Origin of the sequence: Modestobacter sp. VKM Ac-2984 (assembly GCF_026967985.1) — a bacterium.
Classification (GTDB): Bacteria; Actinomycetota; Actinomycetes; order Mycobacteriales; family Geodermatophilaceae; genus Modestobacter.
On the sequence record NZ_JAPVBJ010000001.1, the window covers coordinates 224,630 to 249,455 of the forward strand.

The 24,826-nt window shown below is 74.7% G+C and carries 18 protein-coding genes; 2 read left to right on the top strand and 16 right to left on the bottom strand.

What is annotated here, in order from left to right:
* Positions 1-292: 292 nt before the first annotated feature.
* Positions 293-1,777 carry a malate dehydrogenase (quinone) gene (gene mqo, locus O2W16_RS01125; protein WP_269156956.1) on the top strand — a complete coding sequence of 495 codons (1,485 nt, stop codon included), beginning with the start codon at positions 293-295 and terminating at the stop codon, positions 1,775-1,777.
* Positions 1,778-1,974: 197 nt separating this feature from the next.
* Here the strand turns inward: mqo and O2W16_RS01130 are convergent, their stop codons facing one another.
* On the bottom strand, positions 1,975-3,486 hold the full coding sequence (locus O2W16_RS01130) for a potassium/proton antiporter (RefSeq protein WP_269156957.1): 1,512 nt from the start codon (positions 3,484-3,486) through the stop codon (positions 1,975-1,977).
* Between the two features lie 109 nt (positions 3,487-3,595).
* Between O2W16_RS01130 and ileS the strand changes: the two genes are divergently transcribed.
* Positions 3,596-6,739 (top strand): isoleucine--tRNA ligase, encoded by a 3,144-nt coding sequence (ileS, locus tag O2W16_RS01135; protein ID WP_269156958.1) that lies wholly within the window; start codon positions 3,596-3,598, stop codon positions 6,737-6,739.
* A 126-nt stretch (positions 6,740-6,865) separates the two neighbouring features.
* On the opposite strand, the gene wag31 is transcribed toward ileS, so the two are convergent.
* The 15 genes from wag31 to O2W16_RS01210 all read right to left on the bottom strand — a co-directional run bounded on the left by wag31 (position 6,866) and on the right by O2W16_RS01210 (position 24,824).
* Complete coding sequence (gene wag31, locus O2W16_RS01140) at positions 6,866-7,603, bottom strand: DivIVA-like cell division protein Wag31 (RefSeq protein WP_269156959.1); 738 nt, start codon at positions 7,601-7,603, stop codon at positions 6,866-6,868.
* Between the two features lie 97 nt (positions 7,604-7,700).
* The gene (locus tag O2W16_RS01145; RefSeq protein WP_269156960.1) at positions 7,701-8,000 is read right to left on the bottom strand and encodes a YggT family protein; all 300 of its coding nucleotides are present in this window, start codon (positions 7,998-8,000) and stop codon (positions 7,701-7,703) included.
* A 51-nt stretch (positions 8,001-8,051) separates the two neighbouring features.
* Positions 8,052-8,867: a cell division protein SepF gene (locus O2W16_RS01150; RefSeq protein WP_269156961.1), complete on the bottom strand. Its 816-nt coding sequence runs from the start codon at positions 8,865-8,867 to the stop codon at positions 8,052-8,054.
* A 143-nt stretch (positions 8,868-9,010) separates the two neighbouring features.
* Entirely contained in the window at positions 9,011-9,751 is a 741-nt protein-coding gene (locus O2W16_RS01155; protein ID WP_269156962.1) for a YggS family pyridoxal phosphate-dependent enzyme, read from the bottom strand.
* Positions 9,752-9,862: 111 nt separating this feature from the next.
* A complete protein-coding gene (gene pgeF, locus O2W16_RS01160; RefSeq protein WP_269156963.1) occupies positions 9,863-10,567 on the bottom strand; it encodes a peptidoglycan editing factor PgeF in 705 nt (234 codons plus the stop codon).
* A 43-nt stretch (positions 10,568-10,610) separates the two neighbouring features.
* Positions 10,611-11,930 (bottom strand): cell division protein FtsZ, encoded by a 1,320-nt coding sequence (gene ftsZ / locus O2W16_RS01165; protein WP_269156964.1) that lies wholly within the window; start codon positions 11,928-11,930, stop codon positions 10,611-10,613.
* A gap of 319 nt (positions 11,931-12,249) precedes the next feature.
* Positions 12,250-13,065: a cell division protein FtsQ/DivIB gene (locus tag O2W16_RS01170; RefSeq protein WP_269156965.1), complete on the bottom strand. Its 816-nt coding sequence runs from the start codon at positions 13,063-13,065 to the stop codon at positions 12,250-12,252.
* On the bottom strand, positions 13,062-14,525 hold the full coding sequence (gene murC / locus O2W16_RS01175; RefSeq protein ID WP_269156966.1) for a UDP-N-acetylmuramate--L-alanine ligase: 1,464 nt from the start codon (positions 14,523-14,525) through the stop codon (positions 13,062-13,064). The genes O2W16_RS01170 and murC overlap by 4 nt, the downstream gene beginning before the upstream one ends.
* The gene (murG, locus tag O2W16_RS01180; RefSeq protein WP_269156967.1) at positions 14,522-15,715 is read right to left on the bottom strand and encodes an undecaprenyldiphospho-muramoylpentapeptide beta-N-acetylglucosaminyltransferase; all 1,194 of its coding nucleotides are present in this window, start codon (positions 15,713-15,715) and stop codon (positions 14,522-14,524) included. Before murG ends, murC begins: the two co-directional genes overlap by 4 nt.
* Complete coding sequence (gene ftsW, locus O2W16_RS01185) at positions 15,712-17,370, bottom strand: putative lipid II flippase FtsW (protein ID WP_269156968.1); 1,659 nt, start codon at positions 17,368-17,370, stop codon at positions 15,712-15,714. The genes murG and ftsW overlap by 4 nt, the downstream gene beginning before the upstream one ends.
* Before the next feature lie 7 nt (positions 17,371-17,377).
* Positions 17,378-18,805 (bottom strand): UDP-N-acetylmuramoyl-L-alanine--D-glutamate ligase, encoded by a 1,428-nt coding sequence (gene murD / locus O2W16_RS01190; protein ID WP_269156969.1) that lies wholly within the window; start codon positions 18,803-18,805, stop codon positions 17,378-17,380.
* A gap of 1 nt (position 18,806) precedes the next feature.
* Entirely contained in the window at positions 18,807-19,886 is a 1,080-nt protein-coding gene (mraY, locus tag O2W16_RS01195) for a phospho-N-acetylmuramoyl-pentapeptide-transferase (protein WP_269156970.1), read from the bottom strand.
* Positions 19,883-21,313: a UDP-N-acetylmuramoyl-tripeptide--D-alanyl-D-alanine ligase gene (locus tag O2W16_RS01200; RefSeq protein ID WP_269156971.1), complete on the bottom strand. Its 1,431-nt coding sequence runs from the start codon at positions 21,311-21,313 to the stop codon at positions 19,883-19,885. The genes mraY and O2W16_RS01200 overlap by 4 nt, the downstream gene beginning before the upstream one ends.
* Positions 21,310-22,866: a UDP-N-acetylmuramoyl-L-alanyl-D-glutamate--2,6-diaminopimelate ligase gene (locus O2W16_RS01205; RefSeq protein WP_269156972.1), complete on the bottom strand. Its 1,557-nt coding sequence runs from the start codon at positions 22,864-22,866 to the stop codon at positions 21,310-21,312. Before O2W16_RS01205 ends, O2W16_RS01200 begins: the two co-directional genes overlap by 4 nt.
* A gap of 95 nt (positions 22,867-22,961) precedes the next feature.
* Positions 22,962-24,824, bottom strand: coding sequence for a peptidoglycan D,D-transpeptidase FtsI family protein (locus tag O2W16_RS01210; RefSeq protein WP_269156973.1), 1,863 nt, complete (start codon positions 24,822-24,824; stop codon positions 22,962-22,964).
* Positions 24,825-24,826 lie beyond the last annotated feature (2 nt).

A 24,826-nucleotide genomic window follows, 5' to 3' on the forward strand; every position in this document is an offset into this window, starting at 1 on the left:
ACGTCGGTCACGACGATAGCGGCCGACCGCGCCCCGTTCGGCAGACTGCCGGGAGGGCCCCGTCCCGGGCGACCGGGCGCCGGGGCACGATCAGGGGCCGTCGGCTGCGGGGCGGCCGGACCCGTCGTCCGTCACCCGCGCTGCGGGCGGAGGTGCCGCGGGGGACCCTCGAGGAGGCGACCCTGTGATGCATCTCATCCCCTCAGATCGGGGGGACTCCCGGGTTCGGGACGTGTCGCCCGCCGGGGCGGACGACGATGGACCGGTACGCACTCAGTCACGGAGGCAGATCTTGACCACGGATGGTTCCTCGAACCCCGACGTAGTCCTCGTCGGCGGCGGCATCATGAGCGCGACGCTCTCCGCGCTCCTGGGCGTCGTGGCGCCGGACTGGACCGTCGCGGTCTTCGAGTCCGCCGACCAGGTCGCCGGTGAGAGCTCCGACGCGTGGAACAACGCGGGCACCGGCCACTCGGCCCTGTGCGAGCTGAACTACACCCCCGCGGCACCCGACGGCCACGTCGACACGTCCAAGGCCGTCGGCATCAACGAGCAGTTCCAGGTGTCCCGGCAGTTCTGGTCGCACCTGGTGCGCTCCGGGCTGACCGACTCCCCCAAGCGGTTCATCACCTCCGTGCCGCACGTGAGCTTCGTGACCGGCGAGGCCGGGCGCCGGTACATGCGCACCCGGTACGACGCGCTGGCCGCCGAACCGCTGTTCGCGGAGATGGAGTACACCGACGACCGCGACGTCCTCGCCTCGTGGGTGCCGCTGATGATGGCCGGCCGCCCGGCGGACGAGGTCGCCGCCGCGACCCGGTCGCTGGCCGGCACCGACGTCAACTTCGGCGCGCTGACCCGGCTGCTGCTGGACGCCGCGGTCGGCCGGGGCGTCGAGCTGCACACCTCCACCCGGGTCCGCAAGGTCCGGCGGGAGTCCGACGGGCGCTGGGCGGTCACCGTCCGCTCCGGCTCCGGCCGCAGCCGCACCGTGCGCACCCGCTTCCTCTTCGTCGGGGCCGGCGGCGGCGCGCTCCCGCTGCTGCAGGGCTCCGGCATCCCGGAGATCCGCGGCTTCGGCGGGTTTCCGGTCAGCGGCCAGTTCCTCCGCACCCGATCCCCCGAGTTGGTCGGCCAGCACCAGGCCAAGGTCTACGGCCAGGCGAAGGTCGGCGCGCCGCCGATGTCCGTGCCGCACCTGGACCTCCGGCTGATCGACGGCGAGCAGGCCCTGCTGTTCGGGCCCTACGCCGGCTTCTCCCCCAAGTTCCTCAAGGCCGGGTCGATGTGGGACCTGCCGAAGTCGGTGCGCAGCGGCAACCTGGGCTCGATGCTCGGCGCCGGGATCGCCAACATCCCGCTGACGAGGTACCTGATCGGCCAGGTCCTGCAGTCGACCAGCGCCCGGTTCCGAGCGCTCGAGGAGTTCGTCCCCACCGCCGAGCAGGACGACTGGGAGCTGATCACCGCCGGCCAGCGGGTGCAGGTCATCAAGCAGGACGCGACGACCGGCCGCGGCGTGCTGCAGTTCGGCACCGAGCTGATCGTGGGGGCCGAGGGCTCGATCGCCGGCCTGCTGGGCGCGTCCCCGGGGGCCTCCACCGCCACCTCGGCGATGCTCACGCTGCTGGAGCGCTGCTTCCCGGAGCGGATGGACACCTGGCGTCCGCTGCTGCAGGAGGCCATCCCCTCCTACGGCCACAAGCTGTCCGAGGAGCCGGCGCTGATGGCCGAGGTCCGCGCCGACACGACGAAGACGCTCGAACTCCAGGGCTGAGCGCCCCGATCGCGGGGGCCGGAGGCCCCCCGATCGGGGCGCTCGAACGCACGCCGACGCGGGCTGGCCGCGGTCCGGAGGACCGCTGAGCTGGGCCGTCGCGGGGCCGGAGGCTCCCGACGGCACGGCTCCAAGCGGCTCAACGTGCCCGGGGCACGGCTCCTGGCCGCGGTGCGGCCCGGAGGGTCGCGACGTGCTCAGTCACTCTCGCTGGGCTGGCCGCTCTCCCCGCGCCAGGTGGCGAGCCGGCCGGCCCGGCTGACCGCGCGCAGCCGCCGCTCGGCCTCCTGACGGGACCCGCGCGCGGACACCAGCAGCGCCTGGTCGCCGTGCATCAGCCGGGTGGACCGGTCGGGGACGAACGGCTTGCCGTCCCGGACGACGAGGACGACCGCGGCGTCCTCGGGCAGCCGGAGCTCGGGCAGGTAGACGCCGTGCAGCCGGGACGTCTCCGGCACCCGGAGCTGCATCAGCTCCGCGCCGAGCTCGTCCAGCGGGGCGGACTCGACGTCGATGTCCTGCGGGGTGACCGGGGTGGCCAGCCGGAGCAGCCGGGCGACGGCCGGCAGTGACCAGCCTTGCACCACGGTGAAGACGACGACGAGCACGAACACCGTGTCGAACACCCGGGTCGCACCGGGCACCTGGGCGGCGATCGGGAACGTCGCGAGCACGATGGGGACGGCGCCGCGCAGCCCGGCCCAGGAGATGAACAGCTGCTGGGCGATCGGGATGCGGAACCAAACGACGCTCAGCAGCACCGACAGCGGGCGGGCGACCAGCAGCAGCGCGCCGCCCACGAGCAGCGCCGGCAGCAGGGCGTCGGGCAGCCGGGCCGGGGAGACCAGCAGCCCCAGCAGCACGAACAGGCCGATCTGGGCGAGGCTGGCCAGCCCCTCCGCGAAGCCGATGGTGCCGGCCCGGTGCGGGAGCGCGGCGTTGCCGAGCACCAGGCCGCACAGGTAGACGGCGACGAAGCCGGAGGTGTGCACCAGGTCGGCGGAGGCGAAGGCCAGCACGCACAGGGCCACGGTGGCCAGCGGGTAGAAGCCGACCAGCGGCAGGGCGGCGCGCCGGAGCAGCCAGGCCCCGCCGAAGCCGATCCCGACGCCGATCGCCGTCCCGCCGGCCAGCTCGCCGAGCACCTCGGCCAGGACGAGGTACCAGACCGAGGGGGCCCCGCCGGTGAGCTGCTCGCTGAGCACCAGGACGAGCAGGATGACCGGGGCGTCGTTCAGCCCGGACTCCAGCTCCAGCGCGGCGACCATCCGCCGGGGCAGCGGGATCCGGCGCAGGGTGGAGAAGACGGCGGCCGCATCGGTGGAGGTGACCACCGCACCCACCAGCAGGGCGAACAGCCAGTCGAAGTCCAGCAGCCAGACGGCGATCGAGGAGACGACGGCGATGCTGACCACCACGCCGACGGTGGCCAGTGCGATGCCCGGGCCCACCGCCCGGCGGACGTCGGACCAGCGGGTGGTCAGGCCACCCTCGGCCAGGATCACCACGAGGGCGGCCACGCCGAGGGTCTGGGTGAGCCCGACGTCCTCGAAGTCGACGCCGAGGCCGCTCTCCCCCAGCGCCACCCCGAACGCCAGGTAGAGCAGCAGCGACGGGAGCCCGATCCGGTCGGCCAGCCGCAGCGCGACCGCGGCGAGGAGGACGACGAGGGCGCCGACGGCCAGCGCGATGGTGACCGTCGTGTTCATCGGCGATCCCCCATGGGGGGCAGTCTCCCGTACCGGTGTCCGCGGCCGGTGGCGGCTGCGGACCGGCGGCTGCGCGGAGGTGCTGGCGGGGTCGGGGATGATGGGCTGCGTGAGTGCTCCCTCCGGGCCGTTCCAGGCCCTTCCCCCGCAGGTCGACCTGCCGGCCCTCGAACACGAGGTCCTCGAGCAGTGGGAGGCCGACAAGGTCTTCGCCCGATCGCTGGAAGGCTCTGCCGACCGGCCGCAGTGGGTCTTCTACGAGGGCCCGCCGACGGCCAACGGCCGCCCCGGCACCCACCACATCGAGGCGCGGGCGTTCAAGGACGTCTTCCCCCGGTTCAAGACGATGCAGGGCTACCACGTGCCCCGGCGCGCCGGCTGGGACTGCCACGGGCTGCCGGTGGAGATCGCCGTGGAGCAGGAGCTCGGCTTCGCCGGCAAGCCCGACATCGAGCGGTACGGGATCGCGGAGTTCAACGCCCGCTGCCGGGAGTCGGTGGAGCGGCACGTCGGCGCGTTCGCCGAGCTGACCCAGCGGATGGGCTACTGGGTCGACATGTCGACGGCCTACCGGACCATGGACGCCAGCTACATCGAGAGCGTCTGGTGGTCGCTGCAGCAGGTGTTCGACAAGGGCCTGCTCGTGGAGGACCACCGGGTCGCCCCGTACTGCCCGCGCTGCGGCACCGGTCTGAGCGACCACGAGGTCGCCCAGGGCTACGAGACGCTCACCGACCCCTCGGTCTACGTCCGGCTCCCGGTGACCAGCGGCGACTGGGCGGGGAAGGCCGACCTGCTGATCTGGACGACGACGCCGTGGACGCTCCCCTCCAACACCGCGGTCGCCGTGCACCCCGACGTCACCTACGTGGTGGCCCGCACGGACGACGGGACGTTCGTCGTCGCCGAGCCGCTGCTGACCGCGGTGCTCGGTGAGAACGTGAAGGTGCTGGCCCGCACCACCGGCCGGGACTGGGAGCGGGTGCACTACCAGCGGCCGTTCGAGCTGGTCGACTTCCCGGAGGGGGACGCGCACTTCGTCGTCCTGGCCGAGTACGTCACCACCGAGGACGGCACCGGGCTGGTGCACCAGTCCCCCGCCTTCGGCGCCGACGACTTCACCGTCTGCCGGTCCTACGGCCTGCCGGTGGTCAACCCGATCGACGCCTCCGGCCACTTCGTCGCCGACGTGCCGCTGGTCGGCGGGCACTTCTTCAAGGCCGCCGACCCGGCCCTGGTGCAGGACCTGCAGGACCGGGGCATGCTGTACCGGGAGCTGCGGTACGAGCACAGCTACCCGCACTGCTGGCGCTGCCACACGCCGCTGATGTACTACGCACAGCCGTCCTGGTACATCCGCACCAGCCAGGTCAAGGACCAGCTGCTGGCGCAGAACGAGCGCACGAACTGGCACCCCGAGAGCATCCAGTGGGGCCGCTACGGCGACTGGCTGAACAACAACGTCGACTGGGCGCTGTCCCGGGACCGGTACTGGGGCACGCCGCTGCCGATCTGGCGCAACGACGCCGACCCGAGTCGGATGGTGGTCATCGGCTCGCTGGCCGAGCTGTCCGAGCGCACCGGCCGCGACCTGTCCGACCTGGACCCGCACCGGCCGTTCATCGACGAGGTGACCTTCACCGTGCCGGGTGAGGAGGGCACCTACCGCCGGGTCCGGCAGGTCATCGACGCCTGGTACGACTCCGGTTCGATGCCGTTCGCCCAGTGGGGCGCGCCGCACCGCAACAAGGCGGAGTTCGAGGCGGCGTACCCGGCGCAGTTCATCGCCGAGGCGATCGACCAGACGCGCGGGTGGTTCTACACGCTCATGGCGGTCGGCACGCTGGTGTTCGAGCAGAGCTCCTACGAGAACGTGCTGTGCCTGGGGCACATCCTGGCCGAGGACGGCCGGAAGATGAGCAAGCACCTGGGCAACATCCTGGAGCCGATGCCGCTGATGGACCGGCACGGCGCCGACGCCGTCCGCTGGTTCATGCTGGCCGGCGGCTCGCCCTGGTCGGCCCGCCGGGTCGGCCACGAGACGCTGTCCGAGGTCGTCCGCAAGGTCCTGCTGACCTACTGGAACACCGCCAGCTTCTTCACCCTCTACGCCGAGACGAACGGCTGGGACCCGGCCGTCACCCCCGCTCCCCCGCGCGCCGAGCGACCGCTGCTGGACCGCTGGGCGCTGGCGGAGCTGGCGTCGGTGACCGCCGGCGTCACCGACGCGCTGGAGCGGTTCGACACCCAGACCGCCGGGCGGCTGATCGCCGAGTTCGTCGACGACCTGTCCAACTGGTACGTGCGGCGCAGCCGGCGACGGTTCTGGGACGGCGACCCGGCGGCGCTGGGCACCCTGCACGAGGTGCTCGACACGCTGACCCGTCTGATGGCGCCGTTCACCCCGTTCGTGACCGAGCGGGTGTGGCGCGGCGTCGTCGTGCCCGGGCAGGTGGCGGCGGTCGACTCGGTGCACCTGGCGAGCTGGCCGGCCGTCGACGAGGACGCCCGGGACGACGCGCTGGTCGACCAGGTCGCCCTGGTCCGGCGCCTGGTCGAGCTGGGCCGGTCCGCCCGCACCGCGGGCAAGGCCCGCACCCGCCAGCCCCTGGCCCGTGCGCTGGTGGCCGCGCCGGGGTGGGCGCAGCTGCCGCGGGAGCTGGTCGCCGAGGTGGCCGAGGAACTGAACGTCGCGGAGCTGACCGAGCTCGCCGGGGTCGACGGCTCGCTGGTCGACGTCTCGGTCAAGGTGGACTTCCGGGCGGTGGGGCGCCGGATGGGCAAGCAGGTGCAGGCGGTCGCCGCCGCGGTCGCCGCCGCCGACGCGGCCGAGCTGGTCGCCGCCTACCGGGCCGGGTCGGCGACCGTGCCGGTCGACGGAGCGCCGGTGCCGCTCGTCGAGGGCGACCTGGTGATCACCGAGACGCCCCGGGAGGGCTGGACGGTGGCCTCGGCCGGCGGGCTCACCGTCGCCCTGGACCTGACCCTCACCCCGGAGCTGGAGCGGGCCGGGCTGGCGCGCGAGGTCGTGCGGTTGGTGCAGGACGCCCGCAAGTCCAGCGGGCTGGCGGTCAGCGACCGGATCGAGGTGTGGTGGACCGGCGAGGGGGCCGTGGCCCAGGCGCTCACCGAGCACGCCGCCCCGCTGGCCGCGGAGGTGCTGGCCACCACCGTGCACGCCCAGGAGGCCGGGGCCGGCGACGGGCTCGAGGGCCCCGCCGGCGCCCGGGTCTGGATCACCCCGGCGCGCTGACGTCGGACGGGCCCCCGGTCAGCACCGGGGGCCCGTCCCGTTCCCTGCGACCCACCGCGAGCCACCGCAGCACAGAGCCCCGCCGGACCAGGTCCGGCGGGGCTCTGTGCTGCTGTGCGTGGTGTGTCAGGCGCTGACGTGCTGGCTCTGCCGGCTGGCGGACGCCGGTTCGGCCGAGCCGCGGCTGTCCAGGTCGCGCAGGTGCGACTCCAGGTAGGAGCGCAGCCGGGTGCGGTACTCCCGCTCGAAGGTGCGCAGCTCGTCCACCTTGCGCTCGAGGCTGGCCCGCTTCTCCTCCAGGGAGCCCATCGCCTCCACGTGCTTGCGCTCGGCGTCCTGGGCGAGGGCGGTGGCCTTGGCGCGGGCCTCGCGCTCCATCGTGTCCGCGCGGGTGCGGGCGTCGCCGAGCATGGCGTCGGCGCGGCTCTTGGCCTCACCGACCATCTGCTCGCTCTTGGCCCGCGCCTCGGACATCATCCGGTCGCTGCTGCTCTTGGCGGTGCCCACCATCTGGTCGGCCTGGGCCTTGGCCTCGTTGACGTGCCGCTCGGCCGTCTCGGTGGCCAGCGCCAGCATCCGGGAGGCGCGGATCGCGTCGTCCTCGCGCACCTGCGCCGCCGCCGTCTGCGCCGGCGGGGGCGGCGGGGCCGCGACGGTCATCGGCGCGGACTCGGGCCGTTCCTCCCGCACAGCGGACCCGGTGCCACCGGAGGCGCGCAGGTCGTTGTTCTCCTCGATGAGCCGGGCCAGCTCGGCCTCGACCACGTCGAGGAAGGCGTCCACCTCGTCCTCGTCGTAGCCGCGCTTGCCGATCGGCGGCTTCTTAAAGACGACGTTGTGCACGTCGGCGGGAGTCAGTGGCATGCGGCTCACCTCAGGTCGGGCGGGAGGAACGGGGACGGATCCAGATCGGCGGCGAACCGGTTCGGGTCCACACCCCGTTCGGGCACGGTACGACGGATCATGCGATGTTGTAGGCGATGCTGCTCAGGATGCTGCGCAGGAGGATCACGCCGATCAGCAGCACCATAAACCCCAGATCGAGGCGGATGGACCCGAGGTTGAGCGGCGGGATGACCTTGCGCACCGCCTTGAGCGGCGGGTCGGTCGCTGCGTAGACGACCTCGAGCCCCGCCGCGACCAGACCCTGGGGGCGCCAGCTGCGCGCGAGCACCATCACCCAGTCCACGACGAACCGGGCGAAGAGGAGGATCAGGAAGACGAGCAGGATCGACGAGACGATCTGCAGAAGGAGAGGCACGGTCCTCGCTCGTTCGGGAGCACCTCACGCCGGGGCGCGGGGTGCACGGGGTCAGGACTGGCTGAAGAAGCCGCCCTCACGGATGCGGGCCTTGTCCTCAGCCGTCACGTCGACGTCCTGCGGACTGAGCAGGAAGACCTTGGCCGTGACTCGCTCGATACTACCGTGCAGCCCGAACGTCAGACCGATGGCGAAGTCGACGAGCCGCTTCGCGTCGGCGTGCTCCATGTCGGTCAGGTTCATGATCACCGGCATGCCGTCCCGGAACCGCTCACCGATGGTGCGGGCCTCGTTGTAGGAGGCCGGGTGCACGGTGGTGATCCGGTAGCCCTGCGGAGCCGGCGACGGCACCGGTGCGGGGGCCGGGACGGGCTCGGGAGCCGGCGCCACGGGCTCGCTCATGGCCAGACCGGCCGCGGCGCCGGAGCCCCCGGAGCTGATCCGGCTGCGGCCCGACGAGCCGGCGCCGGTGCTCCCGGCGGCGGACAGCCCGCTGCCGGCCAGGCGTGCGGCGGTGCTGCCGCTGGACGGCGCGCCGGCCAGGCCGATGGTCCGCGGCGTGGCCGGCCGCCGGCCTAGGGAGACCTCGGGCTCGGGTGCGCGCTCCTCGACCGGCTCGTCGACCGGGCGCACGCCGGCGTACTCGGTGTCGTAGCCACCGCCGTAGCCGCTGCCGTAGCCGTAGCGGGACTCCTCGGCCACGGGGTCGGCGTCGTCGGCGGCGTAGCGGTCGTAGCCGCGGTCATAGCCCCGGTCGTCGCGGTCGTAGTCGCTCTGCCGTGCGGCGTAGCGGTCGTACCCGCCACGGGTGTCGTCGTCCTCGACGAGGCCGAGGTAGACCCCCATCCTCCGCATCGCTCCCGCCATCGGACGTCTCCCTCTGGTCTCGTCGGCGCTGGACGCCCCGCGCTGCAATCAGGTGCCTGGGTGGTTCAGGTGGTGCTGGTGTTCCAGGTGGGACTCGGGAGGCGCAGGAGTGCCACGCCACTCCCCCGCACCACAGCCCGGTGTCACTGCTCTGCACCGGAGGTTAGGGGGCGCGTCCCGAACAACGCAGTACCGACACGCACCACGGTGGCCCCAGCTGTCACAGCAGCCTCCAGGTCGCCGCTCATGCCTGCCGATGTATCCGTGGCATCAGGATGGTCGGCGCGCAGCCGGGTGGCCAGCCCGGCCAGGCGCTGGAACGCCGGGGCGGGCTCCGCACCCCGCGGGGCCACCGCCATCAGACCGCGCAGCCGGAGCTCCGGCGCGCCGGCGATGGCGTCCGCGAGGCCGGGGACGTCGGCCGGCGCGGCCCCGCCCCGACTGCCGAGCTCGCCCTCCGGGCCACCCAGGTCGACCTGGACGTAGACGTCCAGGACCCGCTGCTCACGCTCGGCGGCCCGGGCCAGGGCCGTCACCAGCGAGGCGCGGTCCACCGAGTGCACCGTGGCACCGAGCCGGGCCACCGGGGTCACCTTGTTCCGCTGCAGCTGCCCGACGAGGTGCCAGTGCAGCTCGGGGACGGCGGGGTCCTCGGCCAGGGCCGCCGCCTTGCCGGCCAGCTCCTGCACCCGGTTCTCGGCGAAGTGCCGTTGCCCGAGCGCCGCGAGGGCCCGGACGTCGTCGGCCGACCAGGTCTTGCTCACCGCCAGCAGCCGCACCTCGGCCGGGTCCCGTCCGGCGGCCCGGGCGGCGTCGTCGATCCGGGCGCGGACGGCCCGCAGGTTCTCGGCGAGGGACGGCCTGTTCTCGGCGACGGGCGACATGGCCTCATCCTCCCCGCAGGGAACGCATCGCTCCCCCGGCGGGTGGACCGCCTGATCCCGTCCCGGGGCCCACCGCGAGCATGCGTGCGGCGGGCCCCGGGACGGGATGGGTCAGGAGCCGAGCCAGACCACGCCGGCCTGGCGACCGGTCACGCCGTCGCGCCGGTGGCTGAACAGCCGAGGGTCCTCGACGGTGCAGCGTGGGTCGTGCACGACCTGCCCGACCCCCGCACCGCGCAGCACCTCGGCGATCCCCGCCCGCAGGTCCAGCCCCGGGGTGCCGCGTCGAGTGCGGACGGCGCTGGCCGGGGCGACCCGGGCGACGTCGGCCTGCATCTGCGCGGGCACCTCGTAGTCCAGCCCGCAGACGGCCGGGCCGAGCAGCGCTTCCACGTCGCCCGGCCGGGAGCCCAGCCGGGTCATCGCCGCCAGCGTGGCCGGGACGACGCCGGCCCGCACCCCCTCGCGACCGGCGTGGACGGCGGCGACCACCCCGGCGACGGGGTCGGCCAGCAGCACCGGCACGCAGTCGGCGACCAGCACGCACAACACCAGCCCGGGGGTGGCGGTGACGAGTGCGTCGACGTCGGCGACCGGGTTCTCGTCGGCGTCCTCGACGATCGCGACGCCGGTGCCGTGCACCTGGGTCATCCAGAGCAGCCGATCGGCGGGCACGCCGAGCTCACCGGCCAGCCGTGCCCGGTTGGCGGCGACGGCGTCCGGGTCGTCGCCGACGTGGCTCCCCAGGTTGAAGGAGTCGTACGGCGCGACAGAACGGCCGCCCCGCCGGTCGGTGACGACCCGACGGGGTCGCACCGCCGACGGAGCGGCCGGTCCTGCACTCACTGCGGTGCGGACGTCACTGGCTGCGGAGGAACTCGGGGATGTCGAGCTCCTCCTCGAAGTCGTCCGAGGCCAGCGGCCGACGGGTGGTGCCACCCTGGCCGCCACCCTGCCCGGCGATCGGCGGCAGCGGCGGCACGGTGATCCCACCCCCCTGCGGCGCACTGCCGGGCTGACCCGGGCGCGGCGCCGACGGGGAGGAGGCCGCCGGGGCGGCCGGCGCCTGCGGCGGCGCGGCCGGAGCCGCACCGGCCGGCCGCTCCCCCGTCTGCACCGGCGCCGACGGACGGGCCGCCGGCGGGGTGCTCACCGGTGCGGCCGGCGCTGCCGGCGCGGTGGGTGCCGACGTCGCCAGCGGGGTGCTGCCGGCGTCCTTGCGGGTGCCGGGCTTGCCACCGTCGAAACCGGCCGCGATGACGGTCACCCGCACCTCGTCACCGAGGGCGTCGTCGATGACGGCGCCGAAGATGATGTTGGCGTCCGGGTGGGCGGCGTCGGAGACGAGCGAGGCAGCCTCGTTGATCTCGAACAGCCCCAGGTCCGACCCACCGGAGATCGACAGCAGGACGCCGTGGGCGCCCTCCATCGAGGCCTCCAGCAGGGGCGAGGCGATCGCCTGTTCAGCCGCCAACAGGGCGCGGTTGTCCCCGCGCGCACTGCCGATGCCCATCAGCGCCGAGCCGGCTCCGGACATGACCGACTTGACGTCGGCGAAGTCCAGGTTGATCAGACCGGGCGTGGTGATCAGGTCGGTGATGCCCTGCACACCGGAGAGCAGCACCTGGTCGGCGGTGCGGAAGGCGTCCATCACGCTGACGTTCCGGTCGCCCAGCTGCAACAGCCGGTCGTTCGGGATCACGATGAGCGTGTCGCACTCGTTGCGCAGCTCCTCGATGCCCGTCTCGGCCTGGACCGCCCGCCGCTTCCCCTCGAAGGAGAACGGGCGGGTGACCACGCCGATCGTGAGCGCGCCGAGCTTGCGGGAGATGGAGGCGACGACGGGCGCACCACCGGTGCCCGTGCCACCGCCCTCGCCGGCGGTCACGAAGACCATGTCGGCGCCCTTGAGCACCTCTTCGATCTCCTCGCGGTGGTCCTCGGCGGCCTGCCGGCCGACGTCCGGCTGCGCACCGGCGCCCAGGCCGCGGGTGAGCTCACGACCGACGTCGAGCTTGACGTCGGCGTCGCTCATCAGCAGCGCCTGTGCATCGGTGTTGATCGCGATGAACTCGACCCCCTTGAGGCCGACCTCGATCATGCGGTTGACCGCGTTCACCCCGCCGCCGCCGATGCCGACGACCTTGATGACCGCTAGGTAGTTGTGCGGAGGTGTCATGCCGCGCTCCCCAACTGGACCCTCATCCTTAGGTTAAGCCTTATAGTTATGTCAACTGAGTCGTTGTGAGGACGAAGTTAGGTGTGCTCATCCGGGGCAGCAAGCACCCTCCTCGGTTCGGCGTGTCCATCCGGCGGATTCCCACGAGGATCGGGCGGCACATCCGTCACTTGCCGCTCACGAGACGTGACGACCCGCCTGGTCAGCGTCTCCAGTTCGACTCCAGACATCTCCGGCCCTGTTCGGCACGCCCGAGACGGACGACGCGCGGACCTTTTTCTGGCCGGGCGTGTCGGGAGCCCGGTCGGACCCCGCGTGGTCAGCGCAGGACGACCGCGTCCGGGGTGCTGACGTCGAGGGTGCTGGCCGGGTCGAGGGTCCCCTGGTCGATCTGGTCCAGCAGCGCGTCCAGCACCTCGGCCTTGCGGTCGGTCCGATCGGCGCTCCCCCAGCGCACGGACCGGCCGTCGGTCAGCGTCAGCGTGACGTCGTCGGCGCTGCGCGCGGACACCTGGGTCACCTGACTGCGCACGGCGTCCGGCAGTGCGGTGAGCGCGCCGAGCGCGGCGGTGGTGGCCGCGTCGTCCGGGCCGGGGTCCTGGACGTCGAGCGGGACCACCCCGTTCGGGGCGTCGCCGGTGATGGTGTCGAACACCACGCCCCCGGCGTCGAGCAGCTGCCGGGTGCCCGCCTGCTCCACGACCGCGACCGGGACGCGCTCCGCCAGCGTGACCACGACCGTCCCCGGCCACCCACGGGTCACCTCCACCGAGGCGACCTGCGGCAGCTGAGCCACCCGCCCAGCCGCCGCCCCGGTGTCCACCCGCACCAGCGGGGTGCCCTCCTCGACCCCGGCGGCGGAGACGACCTGGGCGTCGGACAGCGCGACGGCACCGTCGACCCGCACGGTGCGGACCGCGAGCAACGGGCTGGCCAGCAGGACCCACGCCCCGAGCGCCACCACGAGGGCCAGCCCGACCGCCACCACGACCAGCCGGCGGCGCGGACTGCGCGTGCGGCGGGACCGACCGCGCCGGGAGCCCAGCGAGGTGACCGGTGCGGCAGCTCCCGCCGGGGCGGCGCCGCGGCGCGGTCGGCGGGACCGGTCGCGGGTCGTCGACCCCGTGCGGCTCACCGTGGTGGCTCCGGCCCGTCCTCCGCCGCGTCCGTCGGCTCCGGCGGTGGCGCCAGCGCCACCAGCACCTCGGGCCCGACCATCGACACGTCGCCGGCGCCCATGGTCACCACCAGGTCACCCGGCCGCGCCCGGGCGGCCATCGCGCCTGCGGCCGCCGACCACGAGGGCTCGAAGGCGACCCGCCCGGCGGGCAGGGGCACCGCGTCGGCCACCAGTGCGCCGGTGACCCCGGGGACCGGGTCCTCCCGGGCGCCGTAGACCTCCATCACCACCACCTCGTCGGCCAGCCCCAGCGCCGCACCGAAGCCGGCGGCGAACTGCGCCGTCCGGCTGTAGAGGTGCGGCTGGAAGAGCACCAGCAGGCGCCCGTCCCCCACCACCGCGCGGGCGGCGCGCAGCTGGGCGGCCACCTCGGTGGGGTGGTGGGCGTAGTCGTCGTACACCCGGACCCCGGCGACGGTGCCCTTGAGCTCGAAGCGACGGTGCACGCCGCCGAACCGGCCCAGCCCGGTGAGCAGGCCGGCGACGGGCAGGCCCAGCTCCAGGCCGGCCAGCAGCGCCGCGGCGCTGTTGAGGGCCATGTGCACGCCGGGCAGCCGGATGTGCACCGCGCCGAGTTCCTGACCGTCGAGGACGGCGGTGTACCGGGTGCCGTCCGGGCCGACCTCGAGGTCGATCAGGCGGAGGTCCGCCCCGGCCGACTGGCCGTAGGTGCGCACCCGGGCGGTGGCGCCGACACCGGCCAGCCGGGCGGCACCCGGGTCGTCGGCGCAGAGCACCAGGAAGCCCTCGGCGGGGACGGTGCGCACGAACGTGTCGAACGCCGCCTCCACCGCGGCCAGGTCGCCGTAGTTGTCCAGGTGGTCGGCCTCGACGTTGGTGACGATGCCCCCACGGGGGGCCAGCAGCAGGAAGGACCGGTCGCTCTCGTCGGCCTCGGCGAGGAAGACGTCCCCCTGGCCGGCGTGGGCGTTCGAACCGGACTCGTTGAGCGTGCCGCCGATGGCGAAGGAGGGGTCGACGCCACAGGCCTGGACGGCGACCGTCAGCATCGAGGTCGTCGAGGTCTTCCCGTGGGTGCCCGCCACCGCGACGCTGCGCCGTCCGGCCATCACCGCTGCCAGCGCCACCGCCCGCGGCAGCACCCGCAGCCCGCGCTCCCGGGCGGCCACCAGCTCGGCGTTCTCGTCCCGGATCGCGGTGGAGACCACCACGGTCGCCGCCTCGCCCAGGTGCCCGGCGGCGTGACCGACCTCGATCCGGGCACCGAGCGCGTCCAGCGCGCGCAACGCCGGGGAGTCCCGTCGGTCGCTGCCGGACACCGACACCCCGCGGGCCAGCATGATCCGGGCGATGCCGCTCATCCCGGCCCCGCCGATGCCGATGAAGTGCACCGGCCCCAGCTCCTCCAGCGACGGGATCGGCCCCCGCCAGGCGGCGACGTCGTCGGCGCTCATCGCTTGCGCACCCCCTCGGCGGCGACCTGCAGCACGATGTCGGCCAGCCGCTCGTCGGCGTCCGGGGTGCCGGCGGCGGCCGCGGAGGCGGCCAGCGCCGACAGCGCGGCCGGGTCGGTGAGCAGCGGCACGAGCTCGCTCCTGATCCAGGCCGGCGACAGGTCCGCGTCGGCGACGAGCAGCCCCCCACCGGCCTCCACCACGGGCAGCGCGTTGAGCCGCTGCTCCCCGTTGCCGATCGGCAGTGGGACGAAGACGGCCGGCAGCCCGACCGCGGAGAGCTCGGCGACGGTCACCGCACCGGAGCGGCACAGCGCCAGGTCCGCCGCGGCGTAGGCGAGGTCCATCCGTTCCAGGTAGTCGACGACGACGTAGGGCGCACCCCCGGCCGGCCGGGCGGGCACCGAGACGTCGGTGTTCTTCGGCCCCCGGGCGTGCAGCACCTGCACCCCGGCGGCGGTCAGCGCGTCGGCCGCGCCGACCGCGGCCCGGTTCAGCGACGCGGCGCCCTGCGAGCCGCCGAACACCAGCAGGGTCGGGCGGTCGGGGTCCAGCCCGAACTCCGCGCGCGCCTCGGCCCGCCGGGCGGCGCGGTCCAGCCCGCTGATCGCCGTCCGCAGCGGCATCCCGACGTGCTCGGCGCCGTGCAGCGGCGTGCTCGGGACGGTGACCGCGACGCGGGCGGCGAGCCGGGCGCCGACCCGGTTGGCCAGTCCGGGCAACGCGTTCTGCTCGTGCACCACGATCGGGACGCCGGCCCGCCTCCGCCCGGCCCGGCGGGCGGCCAGGTAGGCCGGCAGGGCCACGTACCCGCCGAAGCCGACGACGACGTCGGCGTCGAGCTCGGTGAGCAGCGCCCGGGTCTCGGCGACGGCCCGGCGGACCCGGCCCGGGACGCGCAGCAGGTCCGGCGTGGGCTTGCGCGGCAGCGGGACCGGCGGGATGAGCCGCAGGTCGTAGCCCCGGGCCGGCACCAGCCGGGTCTCCATGCCCCGGGCGGTGCCCAGGCAGGTGACCCGGGGGGCGCCGCCGGCGGCGCCGGTGCGGCGGGTGAGGGCGTCGGCGAGGGCGAGCATCGGCTCGATGTGGCCGCCGGTGCCGCCACCGGCGAGCACGACGTGCACCGGGGTGGGGCCGGAGGAGGGCACGGCCGGGGCGTTCTCGCCGGGGTCGTGCTGGGGAGAGGTCACTGCGAGCGTCCTGGCCGTTCCGTTCTCGGGGGGCGGGACTGCCGGACGGGCCGGCCCTGGGCAGCGGGCGGCTCCCCGGACCAGGGACGGTCGCGGAGCCCCTCACGCAGGGCAGGCCCCGCCGCGGACGAGGGCCGGCTGCGGACGGTCGGGCGGTCACCGGGGTTCTGCCGGCGGTCGACAGTCTGCCGTTCCGGGCCACCTCGGCGCGCGTCCGGGGTGGCCACCGGGCCGCCGGCACCACGGCCCCGACCCACCGGGGAGGACGTCGGGTGCCCGGTCACCCGGGCGACCGTCCGGCCGTTGCCACGCCGGGGGGCCGGGGGCGGCGGACCGGGACGGGCGGTGGACCGGCTCTCGCGGCGCCGGCGGGAGGGCACCGGGTCGACGGCCGCCGCGGGGACCGGCGCCAGCAGCCGGGCCAGCCGGCCGCGGCGCTGGCCCCGCTGGGCGGCGATCGCGGCCGGCTCGGCCCGGGCGAAGCGCACCAGCAGCCCGACGACGAAGAGGGTGAGGACCAGCGAGGTGCCGCCGGCGGAGATCAGCGGCAGCGTCACGCCGGTGACCGGCAGCAGGCCCACCACGTAGCCCATGTTGATCACGGCCTGCCCGACCAGCCACACCGTGATGGCCACGCAGGACAGCTGGACGAAGCGGTCGGCGGACCGGTGGGCGATCCGGAACCCGGCCCAGGCCAGGATCCCGTAGAGGGTGACCACCACCAGGCAGCCCAGGAAGCCCAGCTCCTCGCCGATGATCGCGAAGATGTAGTCGGACTCCGCGTGCGGCAGCAGGTTCCACTTCATCGCGCTGTTGCCCAGCCCGACGCCCCACACCCCGCCGGTGGCCAGCGCGTACAGCCCGCGGATCGCCTGGTAGCCGCCGTTCTCCGGATCGGCGAACGGGTCCAGGAACGAGGTGATCCGGGCCATCCGGTAGCTCGCGAACGTCACCATCAGGACGACGGCCACGGCGGCGAGCGCCACGGCACCGGCGATGTAGCGGCGGGACAGCCCACCGGCCCACATCAGCCCGGCCAGCACCAGCCCCAGGCTGACCACCGCACCCATGTCCGGCTCGAGCAGCAGCAGCAGCGACAGCACGCCGAACACCGGCAGCACCGGGACGAGCAGCGACTGGACGGTCAGGTACTTCTCCCGCAGGGCGATGACGTGGGCGCCCCAGAGCGCGAAGACCAGCTTGCCCAGCTCGGAGGGCTGGAAGTTGGTGAAGCCCAGGTCGAACCAGGCCCGGGAGCCGTTCAGCTTCAGCCCGATGCCCGGCACGAGGACCAGCAGCAGCAGCCCGGCGACGCCGAGCAGTGCCCAGCCGGAGAACTGGCGGATGCGGCCGACCGGCAGGTGCATCGCCACCAGCATGGCGAGCAGCCCGATGACGGCGAAGGCGATCTGCCGGACGCCGGGCAGCCAGGCCGGCTGGCCGGCCTTGGCCGCCTCGATCGAGGAGGCGGAGAAGACCATCACCAGGCCGATGGCCAGCAGCATGCCGGCCGCCCCGAGCACCAGGTGGGAGCTGGTCATCGGGCCGTCGACCCAGGCCGGGATGCGGAAGCGCGGCCCCCCGGCCCGGGCTGCGGCGGGCTGCTCCTCGCGGCCGGCGCGGCGGGACCCGCGCTGCCCGGTGGTCGCCGTCACCGGCAGGTCACCCCAGCGCGCGGACCGCGTCGGCGAAGGCCCGGCCGCGGTGCGCGTAGTCGGTGAACACGTCCATCGAGGCGGCCGCCGGGGCGAGCAGCACGGTGTCCCCGGGGCGGGCCAGCCGGACGGCAGCCGCGACCACCTCACGCATCACGCTGTCCCCATCCGTCACAGCGCCATCGTCGCCGCTGGGGACCACCGTGCGTGGGACCGACGGGGCGTGTCGCGCCAGCGACCGGGCCAGCACCTCCCGATCCCGGCCCAGCAGCACCACCCCGGCCAGCCGCGGGGCGACCGCGGCGACCAGCGGCTCGACGTCGGCGCCCTTGAGCAGGCCCCCGGCGATCCACACCACCCGCGGGTAGGCGGCCAGCGAGGCGCCGGCCGCGTGCGGGTTCGTGGCCTTGCTGTCGTCGACGAAGTCGATGCCGTCGACGCTGCCGACCAGCACGTTGCGGTGGGCCCCGCCGCGGAAGCCGGCCAGGCCGCGGCCGACCGCGGCCGCCTCGACGCCGGCGACCCGGGCCAGGGCCGCCGCGGCCAGCGCGTTCACCGTGTTGTGCGGCCCCCGCACCTGCAGGGCCTCGAGCTCGGCGAGCACCTCACCGGCCGGGTCCGGGCTGAACGCGCGGTCGACGAGGGCACCGGACCGGACGCCGAGCTGGCCGCGGGCGGGCTCGCCGAGGGTCACGGTGACCGGGTGCCGGTGGGCGGCGACGAGCGCGGACGCGACCGGGTCACCGGCGTCGGCGACCGCGACCGGCGCCAGCCGCAGCAGTCGGGCCTTGGCGTCGCGGTAGGCGTCGAAGGAGCCGTGCCAGTCGACGTGGTCGTCGGCGACGTTGAGCACGCAGGCAGCGGCAGGGGCGATCGAGGAGGACCAGTGCAGCTGGAAGCTGGAGAGCTCCACGGCGATCGCGTCGTGGGCGGGGGCGCCGTCGGCGTCGCGGGCGGTGACCACCTCGACGAGCGGCCGGCCGACGTTGCCCGCGGCGACCGCCCGCCGCCCGCCGGCCAGCAGCACCGCCTCGAGCATCGTGACCGTCGTCGTCTTCCCGTTGGTGCCGGTGACCGCGAACCAGGGGGCGGGCTCCGCGCCCGGCGCGGCTGCCCGCAGCCGCCAGGCCAGCTCCGGTTCGCCGATGACCTCCACGCCGCGGGCGGCGGCGGTCCGCAGCAGCGGGGAGTCCGGCCGCCAGCCCGGGGAGGTGACGACCAGGTCGATGCCCTCCGGCGGCTCGCTGAGCGCCCCGAGCCAGCGGGCGCCCGCCTCGACCAGCTCGGTCAGCACGGCGGGCTCGGTGGCATCGGTGAGCCAGACGTCGTCCCCGCGGGCGAGCAGCACCCGGGCCGCTGCGGCGCCGGAGACGCCGAGCCCGGCGACCAGCACGGTGCCCAGCGGTCGGTCCGCCGTCCCGTTCGCGTGGGTCACCTCAGATACCCGTGACGGAGAGCCAGTCGGCGTAGAACAGCCCCAGCCCGAAGGCGACCGCCATCCCGGTGACCAGCCAGAACCGGACGATCACGGTGTTCTCCGCCCAGCCGGCGAGCTCGAAGTGGTGGTGCAGCGGGGCCATCCGGAAGACGCGGCGACGGGTGGCCCGGAAGAAGCCGACCTGGATCACCACCGACAGGGTGACCGCCACGAACAGCCCGCCGAGCACGACGAGCAGCAGCTCGGTCCGGGTGACGATGGCCAGCCCGGCCATCAACCCGCCGAGGGCCAGCGAACCGGTGTCGCCCATGAAGATCCGGGCCGGTGAGGTGTTCCACCACAGGAAGCCCAGGCAGGAGCCCATCGCCGCGGCGGCCACCAGGGTGACGTCCAGCGGGTCGCGGACGGTGTAGCAGCCGTCGACGAAGCCCCCGGCGCAGTCGTTCCCGAACTGCCAGAACGAGATGACCACGTAGGAGCCGAACACCATCGCCGAGGCGCCGGCGGCCAGCCCGTCGAGGCCGTCGGTGAGGTTGACCGCGTTGGAGAACCCGGCGATGAAGAGGTAGGCCAGCGCGATGAACGCGACCGTCGGCAGGGTGAGCGGGGCGATGTCCCGGACGAAGGAGACCGTCGTGGTGGCCACCGCGGTGCCGTCCTCGCCGTCGGCCATCAGCGCGAGCACGGCGAAGGTGACCCCGATGACCAGCTGGCCGACGAGTTTGGCGGTCTTGTTCAGGCCGAGGCTGCGCCGGTACCGGATCTTGAGGTAGTCGTCGAGGAACCCGACCGTGCCCAGGCCGATCAACAGGAAGAGCAGCAGCAGGCCGGTGGCGGTGACGCCACGCCCCTCCTGGTTGATCACGAACAGGTGCGCCACCAGGTAGCCGACCACCGTGGCCAGCACCATCACGGTGCCGCCCATCGTGGGCGTGCCCTTCTTCGACAGGTGGCTCTCCGGGCCGTCGTCCCGGATCTCCTGCCCGAAGCCGTGCTTCCGGAAGGCCTTGATCGCCAACGGGGTCAGCAGGATGGAGACGATCAGCCCGACGGCGGCGGCGACGAGGACGGACCTCACGCGGTCACCTCCGGGCCGCCGTCGGCGATCAGGTCGGCGGCGAGCTCCTCGAGGCCGTAGCTGCGCGAGGCCTTGACCAGGACGACGTCACCCGGCCCGACCAGCTCGCTCAGCAACCGCCGGGCTGCTGCCCGGTCCGGCAGGTGCACGGGCTCCTCCTGCTCTCCCCCGCGGTCGCCTGCGCGACCACGGGCGTCCAGTTCCGCGTGGGCGCCCGCGTGCACCCCGGCCGCGTCGGGCCCGACGGAGACGACGAGGTCGACCCCGGCGCGCACGGCGTCCCGGCCCAGCTCCTCGTGCGCGGCTCCGGCCGTGGGGCCGAGCTCGCCCATCGCGCCGAGCACGGCGATCCGGCGTCGGCCGCGCAGCCGGCGGAGCGCGGCCAGCGCAGCCCGCATCGACTCGGGGTTGGCGTTGTAGGCGTCGTTGACGACGGTCACGCCGTCGGCGCGGGTGGTGACCTCCATCCGCCAGCGGCTGCGCGACCCGGCGGCCGACAGCGCCTGCGCGACCGTGGCGGGCGTCATCCCGGCGGCCAGCGCCGCGCCGGCGGCGGACAGCGCGTTGGCGACCTGGTGCACGCCGACGACCTGCAGGGCGACCGGGTGCTGCTCGCCGCGGGCGAGGAGGGTGAACCGGGCGCGGGCGGCGTCGTCGAGCTCCACGCCGGTGGCCCGCACGTCGGCGTGCTCGGCCAGCCCGGTGGTCAGCACCGCGGCCTGGGTGCGGGGGGCCATGCCGGCCACCCGGGCGTCGTCGGCGTTGAGCACCGCGGTGCCGGTGGCCGGCAGCGCCGCCACCAGCTCGCCCTTGCTGGTGGCGATCACCTCGGCGCTGCCGAACTCGCCGAGGTGGGCCGACCCGACGTTGAGCACCACGCCGATGGTGGGCCGGGCGATGTGGCACAGCCGGGCGATGTGGCCGGGGCCGCGCGAGCCCATCTCCAGCACCAGGAAGCGGGTGTCCGCATCGGCGGAGAGCACGGTCAGCGGCAGGCCGATGTCGTTGTTGAACGAGCCCTGCGGGCTGACGGTCGGGCCCGCGGCGGCGAGCACCTGGCCGAGCAGGTCCTTGGTCGAGGTCTTGCCGGAGGACCCGGTGACCCCGATGGTGACCAGCCCCGCCGCCACCAGCCGGCCGTGCACGGCCGCGGCCAGCCGGCCCAGGGCCGCCACCGGGTCGGCGACGACGACGCAGGGCAGGGCGGGGTCGGCGCGGGCGGTCAGCGCGCCGGCCGCGCCGGCCGCGGCGGCGGCGGGGAGGAAGTCGACGCCGTCCACCCGTTCTCCGGGGAGGGCGACGAAGAGGTCACCGGGGGCCACGGCGCGGGAGTCGACCAGCACCGCGCCGGTCACCGTGGCGGAGCCGTCACCGACGAGGTCGCCGTCGACGGCCGCGGCCACCTCGGCCAGGGTCAGCGCGATCACGCGCCCACCTCGCCGGCGGCCAGCAGCTCGCGCAGCACCACGCGGTCGTCGAAGGGCAGCACCTGACCGCCCACCTCCTGACCCGTCTCGTGGCCCTTGCCGGCCACCAGCAGCGTGTCACCCGCTCGCGCGAGCCCGACGGCGGCCGCGAGGGCGGCCCGCCGGTCGCCGATCTCCAGCACCTCGGCGCGCTGGTCTGCCGGGACGTCGCCGGCACCGGCGCACATCGCCGCGCGGATGGCCGCCGGGTCCTCCGACCGCGGGTTGTCGTCGGTGATCACCAGCACGTCACTGCCGGCCGCCGCGGCGGCGCCCATCCCCGGCCGCTTCCCCGGGTCGCGGTCACCGCCGCAGCCCAGCACGGTGATCAGCCGGCCCGGGGTCGCCGGGCGCAGCGCGGCCAGCGCGGTCTGCACCGCGTCGGGGGTGTGCGCGTAGTCGACGACGGCGACGAACGGCTGGCCGGCGTCCACCGGCTCCATCCGCCCGGGGACGACGGTCTGCGCGATCCCGGGCAGCGCCGTCTCCGGCGGCACGCCGACGGCGTCCAGCAGCGCCACGGCGAGCACCGCGTTCGCGACGTTGAAGCTGCCGGGCAACCGCAGCCGCGCGGGCCAGCTGCGCCCGCCTGGGCCGTGCAGCGTGAAGGTCGACCCACCGGTGGGGACGGCGGCCACGTCGGTGGCCGACCAGTCCGCCCCAGGGGCACCGGACCCGGAGACGGTGACCGTGCCCGGGCGGGCCAGCCGCTGCCCGGCGGGGTCGTCGACGTCGACCACCTCGACGGCGGCCCGCCCGTCGAACAGCAGTGCCTTGGCCTGGAAGTAGCTCTCCGGGTCGCCGTGGAAGTCCAGGTGGTCGCGGGAGAGGTTGGTGAACCCGGCCGCGGCGAAGCGCACCCCACCGACCCGGCCCTGCACCAGCGCGTGGCTGGAGACCTCCATGACCACCGCACGGACCCCGGAGTCGACCATCGTGCCGAGCAGTGCGTGCAGGTCGGCCGCCTCGGGCGTGGTGCGGACGCTGGGCAGCTCGGTGGTCACCGGCGCCCCGTCGCCGTCCTGGCCGCGGGTGCGGGTCTGCACCGTGCCGATCAGGCCGCTGGCCCACCCGGCGGCGGCCAGACCGGCCTCGACCAGGTAGCTCGTCGTCGTCTTGCCGTTGGTGCCGGTGATGCCCAGCACGGTGAGCTGCTCGCTGGGGAGCCCGTAGACCCGGGAGGCGACCGCGCCGAGCACGGAGCGCGGGTCCTCGACCACGCAGACCGGCAGCCCGGTGGCCCGGGCCTGCTCCTCCCCCGCCGGGTCGGTCAGCACCGCGCGGGCACCGCGCGCGGCGGCGTCGGCGGTGTAGCGGGCGCCGTGGGTCCGGGCGCCGGGCAGGGCGGCGTAGAGATCACCGGGGCGGACGTCGCCGGAGGCGTGGGTGACACCGGTGACGTCCACGGCGGTCACGCCGGTCACCGGTGCGCCGACGAGGTCGGCGAGATCACCGAGGGAGAGCGGGCGGTTCCCGGCCGGCCGGGACGCCGCCCCGGGCGCAGTCGGGGTCACGACGGTCCAATCTACCGGCGTGGAGGAGCGCGACCCGATCACCTGGCGGCTCCGTGTCGCACCGGCGGGTGGCCGGCTCCCTGCGCCGGCGGGGTTCAGGGGACGGTGAGGGTGAAGTCCGGGCGCGGCGCGCCGGACGGGACGACGCCCCCGGAGATCAGTGCGTACCGCATGACGTCGGCGAAGACCGGGGCCGCCACCTGGCCGCCCTCGGCGTCGCTGGTGGGCCGCTCGAGGTCGACGGCCACCACGTACTGCGGGTCGTCGGCCGGGGCGTAGCCGACGAAGGTGGTGAAGTAGCCGCCGCCGGCGTAGCCGCCCGTCTCGGGGTTGGCCCGCTGGGCCGTGCCGGTCTTGCCGGCGACCCGGAAGCCGTCGATCTCGCCCAGCGGTGCGGTGCCCCCGGGGCCGACCACCGCCTCGAGCATGTAGGTCAGCTGGTCGGCGGTGGACTCGCTGACCACCCGCACGCCCTCGGGCCGGGGCACCTCGGTGACGGTGCCGTCCTGGGCGATGAGCGAGGACACCACCCGCGGGGCGATCCGCACGCCGTCGTTGGCGAGGGTCTGGTAGGCCGACGCCATCTGCAGGGTGGTCACCGAGACGCCCTGGCCGATCGGCACGTTGGCCGCGCGGCTGGCGGTCCAGTCCGCCGCGTCCTCCAGGATGCCGGCGCTCTCGCCGGGGAGCTCGATGCCGGTGGTCGAGCCGAAGCCGAAGTCCTGCAGGTACTGCTCGAGCGTGCCGTCCCCGATCTCCCGGGCCAGCATGATCGACCCGACGTTGCTGGACTTGGCGAGGATCCCGGTGACGGTGAAGTCGATCGGCTCGTGGTCGTGGGCGTCGGTGACCACGACGTCACCGGCCCGGATGTGCCCATCCACGTTGAGCACCGTGTCCTTGGTGGCCTTGCCCTCCTCGATGGCGGCGGCCAGGGTCACCGCCTTCATCACCGAGCCCGGCTCGTACACCTCGGAGACGACCGGGTTGCCGAGCAGGTCGCGGTCGGTGGTGTTGTAGCTGCCCGGGTCGTAGCCGGGGCAGGAGGCCATCGCGACCACCTCGCCGGTCTGCACGTCCTGGACGACGGCCGACGCCGTGGCCGTCGCCTCGTCGGCGCAGGCCGCGTCCAGCGTCTGCTGCACGACGAACTGCAGGTCCTGGTCCAGCGTCAGCTGGACGGTGCTGCCGTCGGTCGCCGGCTGGGTGTCGTCGATGCCCGACGGGATCGGGTTGCCGACGCCGTCCACCTCGATCCGCTCCTCGCCGTCGACGCCGGCCAGGTGCTCCTCGAAGGTCTGCTCGATCCCGGCGAGGCCGTCGCCCTCCTTGCCGACGAAGCCGACCAGCTGGCCGCCGACCGCGCCCGCCGGGTAGAGCCGCACGGGGTCGTCCTGGAAGACCAGGCCGGCCTGGGTGGAGGCCGGGAGCTCCCGGATCTGGTCGGTGACGTCGGTGCTGACCTCGTCGGCCAGGACGACGTAGCGCCCCTCCCGGGAGAGCTTCTCGACCAGCTCGTCGACCGGGATGCCGAGCAGCGTGGTCAACGCCAGCGCCGTCCGGGTGGGGTCGGAGACCAGCGTCGGGTCGGCCGTGACCCGCTTGGCGTCCACCGACCAGGCGAGCACCTTGCCGTTGCGGTCGACGATCTCGCCCCGGACGGCCTCGATCGGGTACGTGCGCATCCGGTCGTTCTCGGCCGCCTGCGCGTAGGCGGCCCCGTCGACGCCCTGGAGCACCACGAGCTTGCCGACCACCACCACCAGCAGGGTGATCAGGAACGCCAGCCCCCACCGGTTGCGCTGGTCGCGCTGCGTGAGCCCCAGCGGCTGGAGGCGCCGCGCCCCGGGCTCGCGACGCGCGCGCTGCGCACCGCGCCCGGCCGGACCGGTGGGCCGCGGCGGGGTGCGGCGGCCCCCGGCCGGACGATGCGGCGGGAGAGGACCTGCAGGGGGCACGG

What these genes read in the sequence shown, in the direction of transcription:
- O2W16_RS01150 (WP_269156961.1), bottom strand. Translation starts at nt 8,867, where the DNA reads ATGGCGGGAGCGATGCGGAGGATGGGGGTCTACCTCGGCCTCGTCGAG.
- wag31 (WP_269156959.1), bottom strand. Translation starts at nt 7,603, where the DNA reads ATGCCACTGACTCCCGCCGACGTGCACAACGTCGTCTTTAAGAAGCCG.
- murC (WP_269156966.1), bottom strand. Translation starts at nt 14,525, where the DNA reads ATGAGCGCCGACGACGTCGCCGCCTGGCGGGGGCCGATCCCGTCGCTG.
- O2W16_RS01155 (WP_269156962.1), bottom strand. Translation starts at nt 9,751, where the DNA reads ATGTCGCCCGTCGCCGAGAACAGGCCGTCCCTCGCCGAGAACCTGCGG.
- O2W16_RS01130 (WP_269156957.1), bottom strand. Translation starts at nt 3,486, where the DNA reads ATGAACACGACGGTCACCATCGCGCTGGCCGTCGGCGCCCTCGTCGTC.
- ftsZ (WP_269156964.1), bottom strand. Translation starts at nt 11,930, where the DNA reads ATGACACCTCCGCACAACTACCTAGCGGTCATCAAGGTCGTCGGCATC.